The 17,436-nt window shown below is 61.9% G+C and carries 15 protein-coding genes; 2 read left to right on the top strand and 13 right to left on the bottom strand.

Going from position 1 to position 17,436, the window contains the following annotated elements; genetic code table 11:
* Positions 1 to 2: 2 nt before the first annotated feature.
* On the bottom strand, positions 3 to 1,316 hold the full coding sequence (locus PLANPX_RS05790) for an adenylosuccinate synthase (RefSeq protein WP_152097820.1): 1,314 nt from the start codon (positions 1,314 to 1,316) through the stop codon (positions 3 to 5).
* Between the two features lie 246 nt (positions 1,317 to 1,562).
* Here PLANPX_RS05790 and PLANPX_RS05785 point away from each other — a divergent pair, with 246 nt between their 5' ends.
* Both PLANPX_RS05785 and PLANPX_RS05780 read left to right on the top strand, forming a co-directional pair.
* Complete coding sequence (locus tag PLANPX_RS05785) at positions 1,563 to 3,941, top strand: VIT domain-containing protein (protein WP_152097819.1); 2,379 nt, start codon at positions 1,563 to 1,565, stop codon at positions 3,939 to 3,941.
* A 124-nt stretch (positions 3,942 to 4,065) separates the two neighbouring features.
* Positions 4,066 to 4,965 carry an alpha/beta hydrolase gene (locus tag PLANPX_RS05780; protein WP_152097818.1) on the top strand — a complete coding sequence of 300 codons (900 nt, stop codon included), beginning with the start codon at positions 4,066 to 4,068 and terminating at the stop codon, positions 4,963 to 4,965.
* Here PLANPX_RS05780 and PLANPX_RS05775 read toward each other — a convergent pair.
* The 12 genes from PLANPX_RS05775 to PLANPX_RS05720 all read right to left on the bottom strand — a co-directional run bounded on the left by PLANPX_RS05775 (position 4,962) and on the right by PLANPX_RS05720 (position 17,307).
* The gene (locus tag PLANPX_RS05775; RefSeq protein ID WP_152097817.1) at positions 4,962 to 5,924 is read right to left on the bottom strand and encodes a hypothetical protein; all 963 of its coding nucleotides are present in this window, start codon (positions 5,922 to 5,924) and stop codon (positions 4,962 to 4,964) included. The genes PLANPX_RS05780 and PLANPX_RS05775 overlap by 4 nt on opposite strands.
* Positions 5,912 to 6,745 carry a CPBP family intramembrane glutamic endopeptidase gene (locus PLANPX_RS05770; protein WP_152097816.1) on the bottom strand — a complete coding sequence of 278 codons (834 nt, stop codon included), beginning with the start codon at positions 6,743 to 6,745 and terminating at the stop codon, positions 5,912 to 5,914. Before PLANPX_RS05770 ends, PLANPX_RS05775 begins: the two co-directional genes overlap by 13 nt.
* A 63-nt stretch (positions 6,746 to 6,808) precedes the next feature.
* Entirely contained in the window at positions 6,809 to 7,339 is a 531-nt protein-coding gene (locus tag PLANPX_RS05765; RefSeq protein ID WP_152097815.1) for a hypothetical protein, read from the bottom strand.
* A 184-nt stretch (positions 7,340 to 7,523) separates the two neighbouring features.
* A complete protein-coding gene (gene carA / locus PLANPX_RS05760; protein ID WP_152097814.1) occupies positions 7,524 to 8,654 on the bottom strand; it encodes a glutamine-hydrolyzing carbamoyl-phosphate synthase small subunit in 1,131 nt (376 codons plus the stop codon).
* Between the two features lie 500 nt (positions 8,655 to 9,154).
* Positions 9,155 to 10,642: a hypothetical protein gene (locus tag PLANPX_RS05755; RefSeq protein ID WP_152097813.1), complete on the bottom strand. Its 1,488-nt coding sequence runs from the start codon at positions 10,640 to 10,642 to the stop codon at positions 9,155 to 9,157.
* Between the two features lie 163 nt (positions 10,643 to 10,805).
* Complete coding sequence (locus tag PLANPX_RS05750; RefSeq protein ID WP_152097812.1) at positions 10,806 to 11,765, bottom strand: ABC transporter ATP-binding protein; 960 nt, start codon at positions 11,763 to 11,765, stop codon at positions 10,806 to 10,808.
* Entirely contained in the window at positions 11,762 to 12,175 is a 414-nt protein-coding gene (locus tag PLANPX_RS05745) for a GntR family transcriptional regulator (protein ID WP_152097811.1), read from the bottom strand. The genes PLANPX_RS05750 and PLANPX_RS05745 overlap by 4 nt, the downstream gene beginning before the upstream one ends.
* Positions 12,176 to 12,366: 191 nt before the next feature.
* Positions 12,367 to 13,185 (bottom strand): phytanoyl-CoA dioxygenase family protein, encoded by an 819-nt coding sequence (locus PLANPX_RS05740; protein ID WP_152097810.1) that lies wholly within the window; start codon positions 13,183 to 13,185, stop codon positions 12,367 to 12,369.
* 12 nt (positions 13,186 to 13,197) lie between these two features.
* A complete protein-coding gene (locus tag PLANPX_RS05735) occupies positions 13,198 to 13,533 on the bottom strand; it encodes a hypothetical protein (RefSeq protein WP_152097809.1) in 336 nt (111 codons plus the stop codon).
* A 92-nt stretch (positions 13,534 to 13,625) separates the two neighbouring features.
* Positions 13,626 to 14,891 carry an aminotransferase class I/II-fold pyridoxal phosphate-dependent enzyme gene (locus PLANPX_RS05730; protein WP_152097808.1) on the bottom strand — a complete coding sequence of 422 codons (1,266 nt, stop codon included), beginning with the start codon at positions 14,889 to 14,891 and terminating at the stop codon, positions 13,626 to 13,628.
* Between the two features lie 171 nt (positions 14,892 to 15,062).
* Positions 15,063 to 15,302, bottom strand: coding sequence for a hypothetical protein (locus PLANPX_RS05725; protein WP_152097807.1), 240 nt, complete (start codon positions 15,300 to 15,302; stop codon positions 15,063 to 15,065).
* A 91-nt stretch (positions 15,303 to 15,393) separates the two neighbouring features.
* The gene (locus PLANPX_RS05720; protein WP_152097806.1) at positions 15,394 to 17,307 is read right to left on the bottom strand and encodes a peptidylprolyl isomerase; all 1,914 of its coding nucleotides are present in this window, start codon (positions 17,305 to 17,307) and stop codon (positions 15,394 to 15,396) included.
* Between the last annotated feature and the right edge of the window lie 129 nt (positions 17,308 to 17,436).

Below are 17,436 nucleotides of genomic sequence, written 5' to 3'. Positions count from 1 at the left end.
AATTACCGGGCGCCCGCGAGCGCCCCGCCCGCCACCGGAATCGTCTGATCGCGAGCCGGCCCCACGGACACCATCTCCACCGGCACGCCGACGATCTCGCCGACCCGCTCGATGTAAGCCCGGGCGTTCGCCGGCAAATCCTCGAGGTCGCGCACGCCCGTGATGTCTTCCGACCAGCTCGGCAGCGTCTCGTAGATCGGCTTCGCCTTCCGCAGGTCGTCGACGTGGCTGGGGAACTTGTTCGTCCGCACGCCGTCGATTTCGTAGGCGGTGCAGATCTTCAACTCGTCGAGGCCGCTGAGCACGTCGAGCAGCATCACGCAGATCGAGTCGACGCCGCTCAGCCGCGACGTATAGCGAATCGCCACCGCATCGAGCCAACCGCAACGGCGGGGACGCTTGGTCACCGTACCGTACTCGTTCCCTTGATCGCGAATCTGCTGGCCAATGGCGTTGTCCTGCTCCGTCGGGAACGGACCGCCGCCCACGCGGGTGCTGTAGGCTTTGACGATGCCGATCACATGATCGATGTGCTTGCCTGGCACGCCCGAACCATTCGACACGCCAACGCCCGAGCTGTTGCTGCTCGTCACGTAGGGATAGGTGCCGTGGTCGACGTCGAGCAGCGCCCCCTGGGCGCCTTCGAACAAAATCCGCTTGCCCGACTCGGCGGCGCTCAGCAGATATTCGTTCGTGTCGTCGACGTATGGCTTCAGCCGCTCGGCGTAGGCTTTGTATTCTTCGTAGATGTCGGCCGCGTTAAGCGGCACGAACTGATCGCGCGGCATCATCGCTGCCAGCGACACGTTCTTCGCACGGGTGACATGCTCGACCCGCTCGCGGAAGTTGGGCCGATAAAGGTCGCCGAGCCGAATCGCAAACGCGCGGCCGACCTTATCGCGGTAGCAGGGGCCGATGCCGCGCTGCGTCGTGCCGATGTTCTCGCCATCGGAGACGCTCGAGTCCATCGCCCGATCTTCGGCGAAGTGCCACGGGAAGATCACGTGCACGCGGTCGCTCAGCTTCAGGTTGTCGTAGTCGTCGAGGTTGCGGGTCGAAAGTTCGTCGAGCTCCTCGATCGCCTTCGCAGGGTTGAAGACGACGCCGCCGGCGATAACGCAGGTGACGCCGGGGGTGAGCACGCCGCTCGGCAGCAGCGACAGCTTGTAGACCTCGTTGCCTACCTTCACCGTATGGCCGGCGTTGGCGCCCCCCTGATAGCGGACCACGATGTCATGCCGCAGGGTCAGCAGGTCGACGATTTTCCCTTTGGCTTCGTCGCCCCACTGAAGTCCAATGACGCAGGTGCCGGACACTCGGTTTGCTCCTTGAAAGGGTGCGAAAGCTTCTAGCAGTGAAGGAGTTGCGACAGCGCAACCGCTCGATTGTACCGTAAGCGGTGGGGCTCCAACACCACTGAAAACGGGGCGAACTTGCAGGCGCCCGCCGGCTGGCAGCGGCGTTTTCACCGAAATCGCGAACCGCCCAGGGAACTCTCCCCGGCGAGCAGGCGTCGAACCCTTCGCCGCTCCGTCGCCCGCAGCCCCCATCGGGAGAGTGCCATGACTCGTCTATCGTTTTGCCGCACGCTCGTCGCCCTTGCCGCCAGCCTCTTTGTTATCGTTGTTGGCAGCAATTTCGCCCATCTGCAGGCACAAGGGCTGCTGGTCGACGCCCGACCCGAGCACCAGTTCCGGCTGCCGCGGCCGATCATCACGCCGCAGCTCACCCCAGTGGCCAGCAGCTACCAAATCGAATCGCTGGAAGTCGACGCGAAGCTCAGCGGCTCGACCGCTCGCGTGCAGGTATCGCAAACGTTCAAGAATACCGGCAGCGGCCAGATCGAAGCGCAGTTCCTCTTCCCCCTCCCCTACGACGGCGCCATCGATCAACTGACGCTCCTCGTTGACGGCAAGGAGTACCCCGCGAAGCTCCTGCCCAAGGACGACGCCCGCCGGCGCTACGAAGAGATCGTCCGCTCGAACCGCGATCCCGCGCTGCTGGAGTGGGTCGGCACGGGGATGTTCCAAACGAGCGTCTTCCCGATTCCCGCAGGCCAGTCGCGAACCGTAACGCTCCGCTACTCACAGCTCTGCCGCCAATCGTCGGGCCTGGTCGATTTTCTCTTCCCGCTCAGCACCGCGAAGTACACCGACGGGCTGCTGAAGAAGCTCGCCATCTCGGTCGCCGTCGAGAGCCCCGCCGACATCAAGAACGTTTACTCCCCCTCGCACGAAGTAAAAATCGAACGCCCCGACGATCGCCACGCCATCGTGAAGCTCACCGCAACCGACACGGCGCCGACCGACGACTTCCGCCTCTTCTACGATACGGGCGACGAAACCGTGGCGGCCAGCATCGTGAGCTACCGCCCCGACAAGAACGACGACGGCTACTTCCTGATGCTCGCGACGCCCGAGATCAAAAGCGAGGCTGCGAAGACAGACGGCAAAGAGTCCGCGAAGTCTGCCGGCAAGACGGTCGTCTTCGTCGTCGATCGTTCCGGCAGTATGAGCGGCGAGAAAATGGACCAAGCGAAAGAGGCTCTCAAGTTCGTCCTCAACAATCTCAAGCAGGGCGACACGTTTAACATCGTTGCCTACGACAGCGAGGTCGAAGCCTTCCGCCCCGAGCTGCAGAAGTTTGACGATGAATCGCGGGCCGCGGCCACCGGCTTCGTGAATGGCCTGTTCGCCGGCGGCAGCACGAACATCGACGGCGCCCTCGCTCGCGGCCTCGGCATGCTCGAAGACGCCGAGCGTCCCAGCTACATCATCTTCCTCACCGACGGCCTGCCGACCGTGGGCGAGATGAACGAAGCCGCCATCGCTAAGCATGCCGCCGAGGCAAACAAGATCCGCGCCCGGCTCTTCGCCTTCGGCGTCGGGTTCGACGTCAACAGCCGCCTGATCGATCGGCTGGCCCGTGACAACCATGGCCGCAGCGAGTATGTGCGGCCAAACGAGAACATCGAGACCGCGGTAAGCAATCTCTACCGCCGCATCGGCGCGCCGGTGATGACCGACGTGGAACTCACCATCGACGTCGAGAACGCCAAGGAAGCCGATGGCGCCGTGGCGAGCCGCCTCTACCCCAAAGGTAAGTTCGACCTCTTTGCCGGCGACCAGGCCGTAATCGTCGGCCGTTACAAATCGGCTGGCGATGCGAAGGCAACGCTGGCCGGCAAGATTGGCGGCGAAACGAAGAAGTTCTACTTCCCGGCCGAACTCGTCGCCGCGAGCGATGACGACGCGAACGCCTTCGTCGCCAAGCTCTGGGCCACCCGCCGCGTCGGTGAAATCATCGACGAGATCGACCTCAAAGGCCGCAACGAAGAACTCGTAAAGGAGCTCGTCGACCTCGCCGTGAAGCATGGCATCCTCACGCCGTACACCTCGTTCATGGCCGACGAAAATAGCCAAAGCCGCGAGGTTGGCATGCGAGCTCAAGCCGCCGCGATCAACGTCGAGCAGCTTCACGAGTCGTCAGGCGAATACGGCTTCCGCATGCGATCGAACAAGGGCGATCTGCAATATGCCGAACGGATGGCCCCCGCCGCGCCGGCCGCCTCCGCGGAACCGACGCCGGCACTTGCGACGGCGTCAGGAGGCGGAATGGGCGGCGGCCAGTATGCCGCCGACGCCTTCCACAACACGCTGCAAACCAGCGGCCGCGGCGCGCGGTTCTACGACGCCGAGCATGACCAACAGGTCGTGTCGAACAGCGTCATCAGCGTCGGCCGCAAAACCTTCCTCCGCCACGGCGACCGCTGGGTCGATTCGACGCTCGACGAGAAGGCGGAGAAGCGGGCGAAGAAACTCGAACGCTTCAGCGACGAATACTTCGAGCTCGTCGCGAAACACGGCAAACACGTCGCCGCATACCTGGCGATCGAAGAGCCGGTAATGATCGAACTCGACGGCCAAATTTACGAGTGGTAGTCCCCCCTAGCCCCTGGCTCCGCCAGGGGGTCGGCCGCCACCCCGCGAAACTCGCCCGCATCAGTGAGGTATAACTGAGCAGGGGCCTCAAGCGCCCCTGCTCACCACCTCGCCGAGGCCTGCCGTGGCTCGTTTTAACGTCGCGTCGCTTACCCCGCTTGCAATGCTCAGCATCGTCCTGCTCCTACTCGCTCCAACGCACGCGAGCGCAGCCGAGCCGACGGTTCACCGCGACTTGCCCTACGCCAAGCATGCGGACGCAGCGAAAAACTCGACGTCGCTCGACCTCTACGTCCCCCCCGACGCCAAGTCGGCGCCCATCGTCGTCTGGATTCACGGCGGCGGCTGGCGCCACGGCGACAAACGGATGGTCGCCCTCAAACCGGCGTACTTCTGCGACCAAGGGATGATCCTGGCGAGCATCAACTATCGACTCCAGCCTGCGACCGATTACCGCGGCCAAGCCGCCGACGTCGCCGCCGCCATTCGCTGGCTCGTCGATCATGCCGCCGAGTACGGAGGCGACCCGCAGCGGATCATCTTACTCGGCCACAGCGCCGGCGCTCACCTGGCCGCCCTCGTCGCCACCGACCATAGTTACCTCGAAGCCGCGAAGATCGATCCGAAGGTGCTTCGCGGTGTGATTCTTCTCGACGGCGCCGGCTACAACGTCCCGCGGCAGATCAAAGAAGCGATGCTCCCAGCGCTAAAGAAACTGTACCGCGACGCCTTCGGCGACGATCCCGAAGTTTGGCAAGCAGCTTCGCCGCTCCATCACGTCGAAGAAGGCGGCACATACCCGCCGGTACTCATTCTCTACGTCGCCAGCCGCCGCGACTCAAGCAGCCAGTCGGTGGCCCTGAGCGATCGTCTCCGCGCCGTTGGCGGAGAGTCCGAGGCCATCGGCTACGCAGACAAGACACACGCCACGATCAACCGCGAATTCGGCGCGGCAGAAGACGAGCCAACGGTCGCAGCCCAGAAGTTCCTAAACCGCGTGCTGACAATCAGCCCCGCTCCCTAGGAAGCATTCCGGCGGATTAGCATCGCGATCTCATCTAGCGACCGATCGTAAACGTCCAGGATCAGTAGTTTCGCGCCCGGCACGTTGACTCCTATCGAACTCCCCCCCGCAACAAACTCGACGCTGCGAACTTCCTCCCACCGCATCGCACCTTTGAGATCGCCTTGCTTCATCGCCATCCCGGCGGGGGCGATCACCATGCAAGCGTCCGGAGCAAGTTTCTTGAGTTTTGAATTCGTCGACCTCGCGGCGAAAATGATGAGTGAGAAGAGCAACCCAAAGAGCGCCATCATCCCGCCGAAAGCCTCCCACCCTTCGCGTTCATCTTCGAGCAACACGCCTTCGCCGAGGCTATTCGAAAGCAGCAACCAAGCCGTGCCGGCGACGACCATCGAAATGGCGCCTGAGTAGAGCCACCGCCAGCGCGAAGTACGATGGAATTTGCGGCGGCCGTGAATAAGCGTCACCTTCGCAGCCCCGAACTTTTCGAAGTTTTCAGCGTGAAACGTGGCGAGGAGTGGATGGCACTCTCTCACATCCGCAGACGGCATCTTCTCCAGCAGCAAATTGTACAACTGCGCTGGCGGAACGCTCAGCCGCGGAGCAATCTGGAACATTCCGCCAGCGTGGTGCACGACAATCGGCGCGGCGAGCTTCGGACTAATTTCAGGACGCCAAGCGACGCCGTTCACCGTCAGTTCATGAATCGAATCGAAGGGAATTACCTCCGTCCGTTCCAGCGACGCGAGTCCCCGCGCGTCGACGACAAAGAGCTGCCGCCGGGGCCGATGCAACCACTCGACGACGGCGAACGTCGCGGGAAAAATCGCGCCGATTCCGATGTTCACGTTGCCCGTCGCCGCAGCCGCCGCGAGCATGATGACGGCCACGACCCCGAAAATCCAAGTCGAAGTCGCCGGAAACGGACGCGCGTCGATCGTTTGCCCTAGAAGTTCCATTCGTACAACATCACCGCCAAATTGTGCAGGAAGTGGAGAACCATCGGCAACCAAACGGCCCCGCTCTTGAGACGCATGTAGCCGACGAACGCGCCGAACAGAATCAGGTACGGAATACTCAGCATCGCCGCAACATGCATCAGGCCGAACATGAGCGCGGAAATCCAAACGATGCCGTGCGTTCCGGCCACAGGGCGCAATACACGGAACACTAGCCCGCGGCAGTAGAGTTCTTCGACGATCGCCGGCTGCACGCAGATCGCGAAGAATGCCAGCCAGCTTGGCGATTGCGTCAACTCATCCTCGATCGAGATGATGCCGATCACGTCGCGCAGCAGAGCGTGATAGCCGAGATTAAGCACGAGCATGCCAACGAGCATCGGCAGCGAAGCAGGCCAGATCCAAAAGCTAAGCGCCTCCGGCGCTGCTGGAGGCTGGTCGCTTCTTCGCAGCGTGAAATACGTCCCGAGAACGAGGAGCGTATCGACGAGCTCGATGCACGCCACCTGGAGCCACGCCTCCCACTGCATGTCGGCAGTGAGATGATCAACGTCGCCGAACCGTTGTTCAAACAAGACGGCGTGGAGGATGCCAATCGCCAGCATCATCCCGTAGGAAATGAACAGCGTTTTTAGCTGCCAGAATTCGTCACGCGACGGCTCCACTCGCGCGAACGGCCGACGACGCGCCGCTTGGGGGCGAGCAAAACAATGCGGGCACTCCGGAGAATCGACCGCCGCCGGCAACGCACAGCGCCAGCACTCGACGTAGACGACGACCGGTTCGCTCACCGCGTCTGCATCGCCGTCGATCTTGTCCATCTGGCCAACTCACGTCGCCATCGCCGCGCCAATAGCCGCGCGAAATACAAATCAAGCGTGCGTCTAACCTGACGCTGGCAACGCATCGAGGCCAGAAGCAGGCTGCTCCTTCTCTGACTCGATGGCGGCCTTCATCGCTTTGAACAAGCCCGCGACGATGATCACCTTGATAATGATTCCCTTGGCGATCGACGCCGGGTCGAGCATGACGCCTACTGCAAAGCACCCGATGTAGAGCACCAGGCCAGCGACTGTGGCGGGAACCGGGTACTTGTAAACCGCGATTCCCAAGCCGATGAACACAACCCCAGTAAGGCTCCACAAGACGGCCGACACCCAAACGGACCTAATGGCGCTGCTGCGGAACTCCTCCAGCACCACCGGATCTACCTGCATGCCTTGAGCGGAGGCATTCCGGAGTTCCTTTTCGATCTCGCTGTCGACCAGGTTCTTGGCAAAAATGCCCAGGCCGATGTTCACGACAATGGTCAGAATGCCCACCGCAATTAAGATCGAGCGGGCTGACTTCAAATGGCTTCCGCGCGCCGCCTGCGCTAGGCTTCCCAATTCGCCGCCGCCTTTCAAATCGCTCATCGTCGAATCAGCCTTTCAATCAATAAAATAGGTCGATCGGATCGGAAACCGCGGATCCGGCCCCAATCTTGCCTACCAGTCATCGAAAGTGCAAGACAAGTGTCGTCTTTCTGAAAAAAAGACGAACCAGTCGCCCTCAGCGGAGCGAGCTCGGCACGCAAGGTAACCGCCGCCGAAGCGACGCCTACTTCGCTATCGCCTTCAGGAAGTCCTGAAACAGATAATGGCTATCGTGCGGCCCGGCCGAGGCTTCAGGGTGATACTGCACGCTAAACAGCGGCAGTTCACGGTGGCGAACTCCCTCAATCGTGTTGTCGTTGAGGCTTCGATGCGTCACCTCCAGCGCCGCCGGCAGCGACGCTTCCTCAACGGCGAACCCATGGTTCTGGCTGGTGATTTCCACCAACCCGTCGCTCAGCCGCTGCACCGGGTGATTCGCCCCGCGGTGGCCGAACTTCAGCTTAAAGGTCTTTGCTCCGCAGGCGAGCGACAGCAGCTGATGGCCCAAGCAGATGCCGAAGACCGGCTTCTGCTTCATGACGCCCTGGATGGTTTTGATCGCGTATTCCAGCGGCTCTGGATCGCCGGGGCCGTTCGAAAGAAACACGCCGTCCGGATTCTGCGCGAGCACGTCTTCCGCGGTCGCGGTGCCCGGCAGCACAGTCACTTGGCAGCCCTGGTCGTATAGATGCCGCGGAATGTTCCACTTCATCCCGTAGTCGAGCGCCACGACATGCGGGCCGCTCGTGCCGGTCGACTTGCGAATCCCCTCGGCATTGAGGTGCGTCCAATCGCTGCACGATTCCTGCCACTCGCACGCCATCTCAGGCATAACTTCCCGCACCAAGTCGCGGCCAACAAGCCCGGGGCTCGCCTTCGCCTTGGCGACGAGGCTCGCATCGTCGAGGTCGACCGTCGATAGCACGCCACGGAGCGCTCCCTGCGAACGAATCCGCCGCACGAGCGCTCGCGTGTCGATCGACTCGATCGCAACGACGCCCCACTCCTTCAAGTAGTCGCTGAGCGAACCTTCCGAACGGAAGTTGCTGTCGGTGCGCGAATGCTCCCGCACGATGAACCCGGCAAGGTGCGGCCGCTCGCTTTCAAGGTCGCCGTCGTTGACGCCGTAGTTGCCGATTTGCGGATAGGTCATCGTCACGATCTGGCCGCGATAGCTCGGATCGGTGAGGATTTCCTGATAGCCGGTCATCGACGTGTTGAAGCAGACTTCGCCGTCGACCTCGCCATCGGCGCCAATCGAGACGCCGGTAAAGACGGCGCCATCTTCGAGAGCAAGCTTTGCAGGTTTTGACATCGCTTCAGAGGTGACTGGTGATCGGATAGTAGCCGCGGGTCAACGACCCGCCGGAGCCGCGAGAAATACAAACCACGAAGTCACGGAGATCACTAAGACGCACAAAGAAATGCCAGCAGCGAAAGGAACTGCATGCTCGCCAATTCCTTTCGTTCTTCTTAGTGCGTCTTCGTGCCCGTCGTGTCTTCGTGGTCAATCTTCCAAGCGGCTGCAACGCCAGCGCCAGCATGCGGGCGCCAGTCGTACCGATTGTGCGGACCGCGCCCGCCAGCAAGAAGTTCGCTTGGGGCCGATCGACGCACGACGCGGGTAACGTCATGAACAACCGCCGCCAGCCGCGTCGATAGTCTCGCGTAGGCTGTGGGTCTCCGGGCTTTCAAACGACAACGTACAAGAAATCCCGGTCAGCCTAATATAGAGGGTCCCTGCTTCGGCGAGCAGGGGCCCTCATTTTTTTGGGCTTTTCCTGCGGAAAAGTCAGGGTGCGAGCACCTTTCCCCTCACCGGCCAATCGCCCAGTCGTTACGAATGCAGAGCCAGCCCGCCGCCGTGGCGAGAGCGGAGATCGCCGCGATCGCGATCATGCTCCCAGCTGTTTCCAGCGAGAAGGGTCCGACCACGCAGAACGCAACGCCCGCCGCGGTGAAGATCGTCAGCAGCGCTGAGATCATCGGCCGCCGCGTTGCTGCCATGAACGCCGCAGCCGCGCTGAAGAAACCGAACTGAGACAACAGTCCTAACGCAATTATAGGCGGCCAGTCGGTCGGTCCGAGCTGCTGGAACGGCGGCCGATTTCCAAGCCACGCCACTAGGCCGTAAATCAGCAACGAAGGGATGGAGAGCGTGGCTAGCGTGATGAGCGCACTGACGACAAACTTCACCGCGAACCACTGCCCCGTCGAAATGGGCCGCGAGCGCCAGAACGTATTGAGTTCTGGCCGCAGGTCATCGAGCCACAACCCAATGCCGCTGACGATCGAAACGAGTCCGCCGATCATCAACCACACGGGAATCGACATCGAGAGTAAACCGTCATTCAAGATTCCGTGCTGATACTCCCGACTCACAAAATCGATGATCAGCGAGACGCAGAAAATCCCTCCCGCCCCCAACAGCGCGAGCGGCAGCGACTCGCAACACTGCTTCCAGACGATCGCAATCCACGGCTTTCGCATCGGCGGCGCCAACCAAGCAGGAACAATGCTCTTGGCCGCAGATTCAACCTGCTGCCGACGCGACGCAGCCACGCGGCCAAAACGCCAGACATAAACAGCTGCCGCCGTCATCGAAGAGACGCCCGCCAGTAGGACCAGATGCCAGATCGGCCGCGGTGGATAACCGGCAGCGGCGCGGCTTGGTCGATCCATTAGCTCGACGAAAAGCGCCAGCGGCCCGCCAGGCGCCGCAGCGGCAACGCTCTGCAGAACGCGCTCGTCGGCGGGCGACCAGCGGTCGGCGAGAGTTCCGAAGGCGCCCCAAAAGAGTGCGATGGCGAGAAACCCGACTGCCCCCGCGCGCACCTCGTCGGCGAGATTCACCGCGATGGCCGCGACCCAAATCGCGAAACTGTACGTGGCCCAAGCGAGGACCACGAAGATGGCTGTGGGAATTGTAAAATCGGCCGGGATATAGCCGACCGACTCCCAAATCCGAATCACGCCAAACAAAACGACGCCCGGCGCTGCGACAGTGAGCGCCGCGACGAGTAACTTAGCGATCGCCGTGCGCCGCGTTGACTGCGGGAGCGACTGCAGGAAGCCGACCGTGCGTTGAGATTGCTCGCTCGCCGCCAGCGAGGCGCCGACGAACAGCCCCAACGCAAGCAGGCAGAAGAACCCAATCGCGACGAGCGATCTGACGAGGTCCTCCTTCCCGTTGAATAGCACCGGCAAGAGCCCGATGGCGATGGTGAACGATACGATCGCCAACAGCTTGAACCGCTGCTCACGCCACTCTTTCCACAATAAGCTTCGCCATACGCCGTTCATGCGTCAGCCCTCGATTATTTCTCCACCACCCCACTAACCGGACCGCCACGCGGTCCGGGCGAACCCGCCACAACACATCGCTCTCTCACGCAGTTTTCATAAGCGCCACGCTATCCGCCGCTTCAGCCCGCAGGGCGTGGGCCTCCGGCTGGTACCTTGCCGCTTAGCGGTGCGTCACCACCTCATCGAGCGGCATTAGCACTCGCGCCTCGTCATCCACCTTCCCCGCCACGTACGCCGCGAAGATCTCATCCAAATTGAGATCATTCACACGATACCCAATCCCTTCGCGATCGAGCAGCGCTCGCACCGCCGAAGCGTTCTGCACCGTCACGGCCACGTCCTCGCCCGCGCACCGCAACTCCAGCACCGACATGTCTTCCCGAATTCGACCGTACGCCGTGCGATCGACGACGAACTGCTTCACGTCCCGCCGCAGCGTCTCGGTGTCGGCCTGCCGCACGAGCCGGCCGCCATCGAGAATCGCCACCTCGTCGGCCACCGGCTCGACTTCGTACAGCAGGTGCGAACTGTAAAACACGGTCCGCCCCTCGCCTTGAAGATGGCTGATGAGATCCTGGTTGAACTGCCGCCGCATCACTGGATCGAGGCCGAGCGCTGGATCGTCGAGAATCACGAGTTCCGGCCGATGAGCCAGCGCGAGCAGCAGCCCGAGCCGCACATTCTGCCCCTTCGACAGATGCTTGATTTTGGTCCGCAGCGGGAGTTCGAACTCGCGGACATATTTGAGCGCGAGGTCGTGGTCCCACGTCGCGTAGAAGGGCGCCACGAAGCGAATGATTTCTTCGACGCGCATCCAGCCGTACATCTGCTGGTCTTCGGCGAGGTAGCCGACGCGGGCCCGCACCTCCAGCGGCTCGTTCGCCGGATCGAGCCCGAGGACGCGGACTTCGCCCTGGTCGCATTTCATCAGGCCGAGCAACATCCGAATGGAAGTCGTCTTCCCCGCGCCGTTGCGTCCGAGAAACGCGAACGTCTTGCCGCGTTCGACGCGCAGCGACAGGTTGCTCAGCACCTGCGTGCGGCGAAACGACTTGCAGACGCCCTGCAATTCGATCGCATACTTTTCGTTGCCACGGCTTTCAGTTGCACTGCCACTCATGACAGGTTCTCCGCCAAATCGTTGGCCGCTTGTTCGTCGAGTTCGCCCAGCGCGATCGACAAGAGTTCGTGAATCTGCTCGCTGCTCAGACCGAGCGACCGCGCCTGCCGCGCGATCTGTCGCAGCTCGTCGAGCAGCCGCGTCCGCTGCCCCGGCGAGGCCTGCGCCCGCGCCCCGTCGGCAACGAACGTCCCCTGCCCTTGCCGCATCTCCAGCAGGCCGTCCCCACTGAGCCGCTCGTAGACGCGGAGGATCGTGTTTTGATTGACGCCTAAGTCGCGGGCGAGCTCGCGCACCGAAGGCAACCGCTCCCCCGGCTTCAACTTGCCGGCGGCGCAGAGCGAGGCGATCTGATGGGCAATTTGCCGCGAGATCGGGGCTGCGGAGCCTTTTTCGATGCGGAGGAACATCGTGGGACGCTCGCCGAGCGGGGCGACTTAAGACTAGAAATGCCGAGGTGACTACAGTTGTATAACACCGTTCTTTTGGGGCGTCAAGCTTTTTTGCAGGCAAAGATTGGGACGCGGATTTTCGCAGATCTCGCGAATCCACGCGGACCGCCAGAAGGCGAGAGAATGTGACGAGGAGATGCAGGCGACAACTAGCCGCTAAGCCGGTCGCTTGTCGCCCGATGCGACGACGACATGAATGCCGCCTCGCTGCCGAATCGCTTCAGGCCCACGCGCTTGATCGCGTCATTCTCGGCAACGTCGATCGGCGTATAGCTCGGATGCCGGCCTTCCTTGTACGGCGAGTTGCTCCGCGCGTTGTAGCAACAGATGAGGGCCCACCGATCGTGCGGCGAGCGGTTCTGATCACTCCGATGGAGCGTATTCGGATGGAAGAACAGCGCGGCGCCCGGCGACATCTCGACGTACACGAGCTCCATCCGCTCGCACGCCGCGGCAACTCGTTCCGGATCCGCGCCCGTTTGATCGCCGATTTTCACGTGGGTCAACCGGCCCATCTGGTGCGAACCCTTGAGCACCTGCATACAGCCGTTCGCCCGCGTCGCCGGATCGACCGCAATGAAGACGCTGCACAAGTTCGGCGTCAGCACGCCGTTCTCGTACCAGTAGCCGTAATCCTGATGCCACTCCCAGGCCCCGCCGGTGACGGCCTGCTTCATGATCATCTTCGAGTGGTAGTGGTACGGCTCGTCCCTGAGCAACTGCCCAACCGAATCGACCACGCGCCGACTGCGGGCAAACATCCCGTAGATGTCGTCGCCCGGATGATTCCACAGCGACAACCGCACGCTGCCGCCGGCCCCGTCGGCGCGGCCAAAGGCGTTGTCGTCGAGGGCCTTGTCTTCCTTCGCCGCTCGCTGCAGCAGGTCGACTTCCGCGGCATCAAAGAGCGCCGGCGCGACCAAGTAGCCGTCGCGGCGGTAAGCGTCGAGCTGTTGATCAGTGAGCATGTTCGCGTGGCATTAAGGCGCGTCACCTGAACGCGTCGGCGCATCTACGAGATACTTCTGAGCCCTACGACCTAAATGTAATGTGATTCCGTGATCGATAAGGACCTGCTCAATTACAGACGAAACATCCATCAAGGTGTGAAATGGGCGAGGATTATTTGGCGTGATGCCATGAGAACCGTTAGCCTCCATTCGCACGACGCCGGCACACCAAGCGTGTTTGGGGAGAATATGCCCCGGTTCTTCAGCGATGTCATTGGTCCAAAAGCGAAGTTTCACTTCGATCATCTTCTGACCATGAACCGCTTCCTTCGACTCGATTTCCTTCGTTTCGTCAGCCTGGCTCATTAGAATAGCTTCCAAGTAGTGACTAGCTTTGATGGCCTAATTGCCCGTGGGCATCACTTACTCAAAACCCCGTCGTGGTTCAATTCGCCCGCTTAAGTCGCCGCAGGCTGAGCCGCCGGCGGCTTCGTCGAGAAGTTCGCTTCGGCGTCGCGGAGGCAGTTCTTGATCTGCCGCACCGCCTGCTTCAGCCGCTCTTCGTTCTCGACAAGCGACATCCGCAAATACCCTTCGCCCGCCGGGCCGAAACCGCTGCCGGGGCTGACGGCGACGTTCCCCTTTTCGAGCAACATCATGCCGAAGTCCATCGTGCTCATCCGCTGCCGCCAGAGGTCGGGGATCGGCGCCCAGACGAACATCCCCGCCTTCGGCGGCGTGATGTTCCAGCCCAGCCGCGACAGCCCGTCGCACAACGCATTGCGGCGACCTTGGTAAATCTTCGACTGCTCTTCAACCGCCGTGTCGGTGTTCCGCAGCGCGACGATCGCGGCGATCTGAATCGCCTGGAACATGCCGTAGTCGTAGTACCCTTTGATCGTCCCCAGCGCGCGAATCATCTCGGCGTTGCCGCAGCAATAGCCGACGCGCCAGCCGGCCATGTTGTAGCCTTTGCTCATCGTCGTAAACTCGACGCCGACGTCGATGGCGCCCTTCGACGCGAGGAAGCTCGGCGGCTGGTATCCGTCGTAAGCCACGTCGGCGTAGGCGAAATCACTCAGCACCATGAACCCATACTTGCGGGCGAGTTTCACCACCTCGTCGAAGAACCACTGCTCCACCACCACGCTCGACGGGTTGTGGGGGTAGTTCAGCACGAGCAGCTTCGGCTTCGGGTAAAGATGCTCGCAGGTGTACGCAATGTTGGCGAGGAACTTTTCGCTGTTGGCGACCTCCAGCGAAATGACGTTCGCCGACGCCAGCGCTACCGAGTAGACGTGAATCGGAAAATACGGCGCCGGCACGATCGCCGTGTCGCCCGGCCCCATGAGGGCCAAGCACATGTGGCTGAACCCTTCCTTCGAACCGAGGCACACAATCACCTCGCTCTCGGGATCGAGCCGCGCGCCATACTTGCGGTGGTACTTGCTCGCCACCTCACGGCGAAGGTTCACGATCCCGATGTTCTTCGAGTAGCCGTGGTTCCCCTCGTCTTGCGCGGCCTCGGAGAGCTTGTCGATCACCGACTGATGCGGCGGATCGCTCGGGTTGCCCATCCCCAGGTCGATGACGTCGTCCCCTGCCCGCCGCTTGGTATGGAGCATCCCGTTGATGCGGCCAAATAGATACGGCGGCAGCCGCGTCACCCGCTCGGCAATTTGAACCTTGAACGGAGGGTAAGTTTCGTCAGCGGAGTTCGACATGGACGGCAACTAGAAGTGACACAAGGAATAGGTAGCCGCGGGTCAACGACCCGCCGGAGCAACCGGCAACAAACGCGACGAATGTCTCGTAGCCGGTCTCAGCAGACACAAGTATACCGGCTTCAGGTTCGCGAGCCTACGCGAAGCGCCTAGTCGGCGGGACGGCGGAACCTAGACGCCGGCGATGTTGAACAGCTCATTAAAGAACTTCTCAAGGCCCTCGTCATCTAACTCGATGTATTCGCCGCGATCAAGCTGATCGCAACCTTTTAGGACATGCTCGCGAAGTTCTACCCGGCGTTTCAGCAATGCAATCGCAGCCTCCAATGCAGCATCTGGCGACTGGAAACGTCCGGCGGCAACTTGCGATTGCAAGAATGCCGCGTTCTCGGGCGAGATTTCCAACTGCATCGCCCCCACTCCTTAAACAAGAAAACGAGCGGCGCCAGCGAAGGCGCCGCTCGTTTCAGCATATCTAGCTCGATTCGACCCGGCAAATCGCTCAACGAGTCGCCGTCGGCAGTACCGCCGTATCCTCGCGAACCGCCCCCGGCTTCGGCGCCGGATCTTGCGTCGTTCCCGCCAAGTAGTTGTCGACGCGAGCCCGCGAGTTGATTTCCTCGAACTTCTGGCCCATCGTCATCCGCAACTTCTTCTCGAAAATGTCGCGGCGGAGAATTTCGCGGACGTCCTTCAGCTCGATGTCCATCCGTTCCGTGCGACCTTCGCAGCGGAGAATGATGAACTTGTCGCCCAACTGGATGATCTGCGACAGCTCGCCGTTCTGCAGCTTGAAGGCCTCGTTCTCCAGCGTGTCCTGACCGCCGTAACGGCCCAGCGGCGGCACTTCGCCCCGCAACGCCTTGCTCGTCGGCTCAACCGAGTATTCGGCCGCCAGGTCGCCGAAGTATTCCAGCGAAGGATTCTGGCGAGCCTTGTTCCACACGTCTTGCGCCTGGCGTTGATTGCTCAGCACAATCGCCCGGCAACGGACCCGCTCGCCGTAGTTCGCATCGAAACCCTTGGCGATATCTTCTTCAGTCACCTGCACGCCCTTCGCGGACAGCTTCTTGAGCGCCGCCGACGGCCACACCGAATCACGCAGATAACGCTCTTTCGAGACGCCCTGCTCGGCGGTGACCGTTTCAATCCACTTCGGCAGGTCGGCGTCTCCCTTCGCGTCGACGACGCCCGCCAATTCAGCAGCGTGCACCATCTCGGCGTCGATGTCGGCTTGCGTCACCGTGACGCCAGTCGCCTTGAGCTCTTGCTCCAGCAGCGTCCGCGAGATCTCGCCCTCAAGCACTTCCTCGCCGTGACGCAGCAAGCACTCGGCGCCCAACTCTTGCATCGTGATGCGATCGCCGTTCACCGTCGCGACGACGCCCGGCATCGTCTTGCTCAACTCGGGATTGTTGTAAACGTTTTGCACGACGGCCGTTTGCTGCACCTTCTCGAAGATGCCGGTCGCGGCGTCACGCAGCTTCTCTTCCTTGATCCGCTCGACGAGCCGATCCTGCACTTGGGCCATCGGCATCGGTTGGGCCGCAATGTGCTCGTCGCACTTCAGAATGATGAACTGCTGAGCGGCCGGGATGATCGCCGAAACTTGGCCTGGCTGCAGGCGAAACGCCTCGGCCTCGATCTTGGGGTCGCCCACATGGCGGCGGATCGGCTGAATCATGCCGCCGATGCTCGCGCTGTTGACGTCTTCCGATTGCTCGATCGCCACCTTGGCGAACGAGTCAGGATGGGCCGAAACTTGAGCATGAATCTGCTTCGCCTTCTCGGCATTGCCCACGGCAATCAGCCGAGCACGGACCATCGGACCGAACTCTTGCTCGTAGGCCTTCTGCAGTTCTTCCTGGCTCACTTGCAGCTGCTTGTCAGCCAACTTCCGCAGCGCCAGGGTCGGCCACACGATGTCGCGGGCATATTCCGCCGCCGTGACGCCCCGCTCCTTCTGCAGCATCTCGAGCCATTGCTCGCGGCCGAGTTGGAAACGCTTGGCCATTCGGTCGATCTCGGCGTCGATTTCCGCCTGCGTGACCGTGATGTTGTGATTCGTGCAGTGGTTCGTGATGAGCCGCTTGTTGACGATGCTCTCGAGCACGTCTTCGCCGTAACGCTGGACGCAGGCGTCGGTCAGATCCTTCCGGCTGATGTCTTTGCCGTTGATCAGCGCCATGACGTCATGCGTCGGACGACCGGGACGGGGCAGCGGCTGCGATTCTTCCGCCGAGCGCGGCGCCGAAGCGGCCGCGGCTTGCGGAGCCGCTGCTTGGACGGCGACGTCGCCCTGCGACATGCGAATCAGAACGGCGATCGCCAGCACCGTGGCGGCAATGCCAAACCAGACAAAGCGATGTTTCCATTCAGCCGCGCGCATCGCAGCTTCAGCATCCGTGCTAGACATGGCGGTTTCTCCATAAACCGGCGTGATGCACCTGCAGTGAATCAAAAGCGACGAAGCTTCGCACTTGCCGGCCCAATAGCCGGACCGCCACGCGGTCCGGTCGCCCGGGGGACGTGGTCCTCCGGCTAA

The sequence above is a fragment of the Lacipirellula parvula genome (genome assembly GCF_009177095.1).
GTDB lineage: Bacteria > Planctomycetota > Planctomycetia > Pirellulales > Lacipirellulaceae > Lacipirellula > Lacipirellula parvula.
Note: the sequence above shows the minus strand (reverse complement) of the source record. Positions and strands in the feature narration are given on the sequence as shown.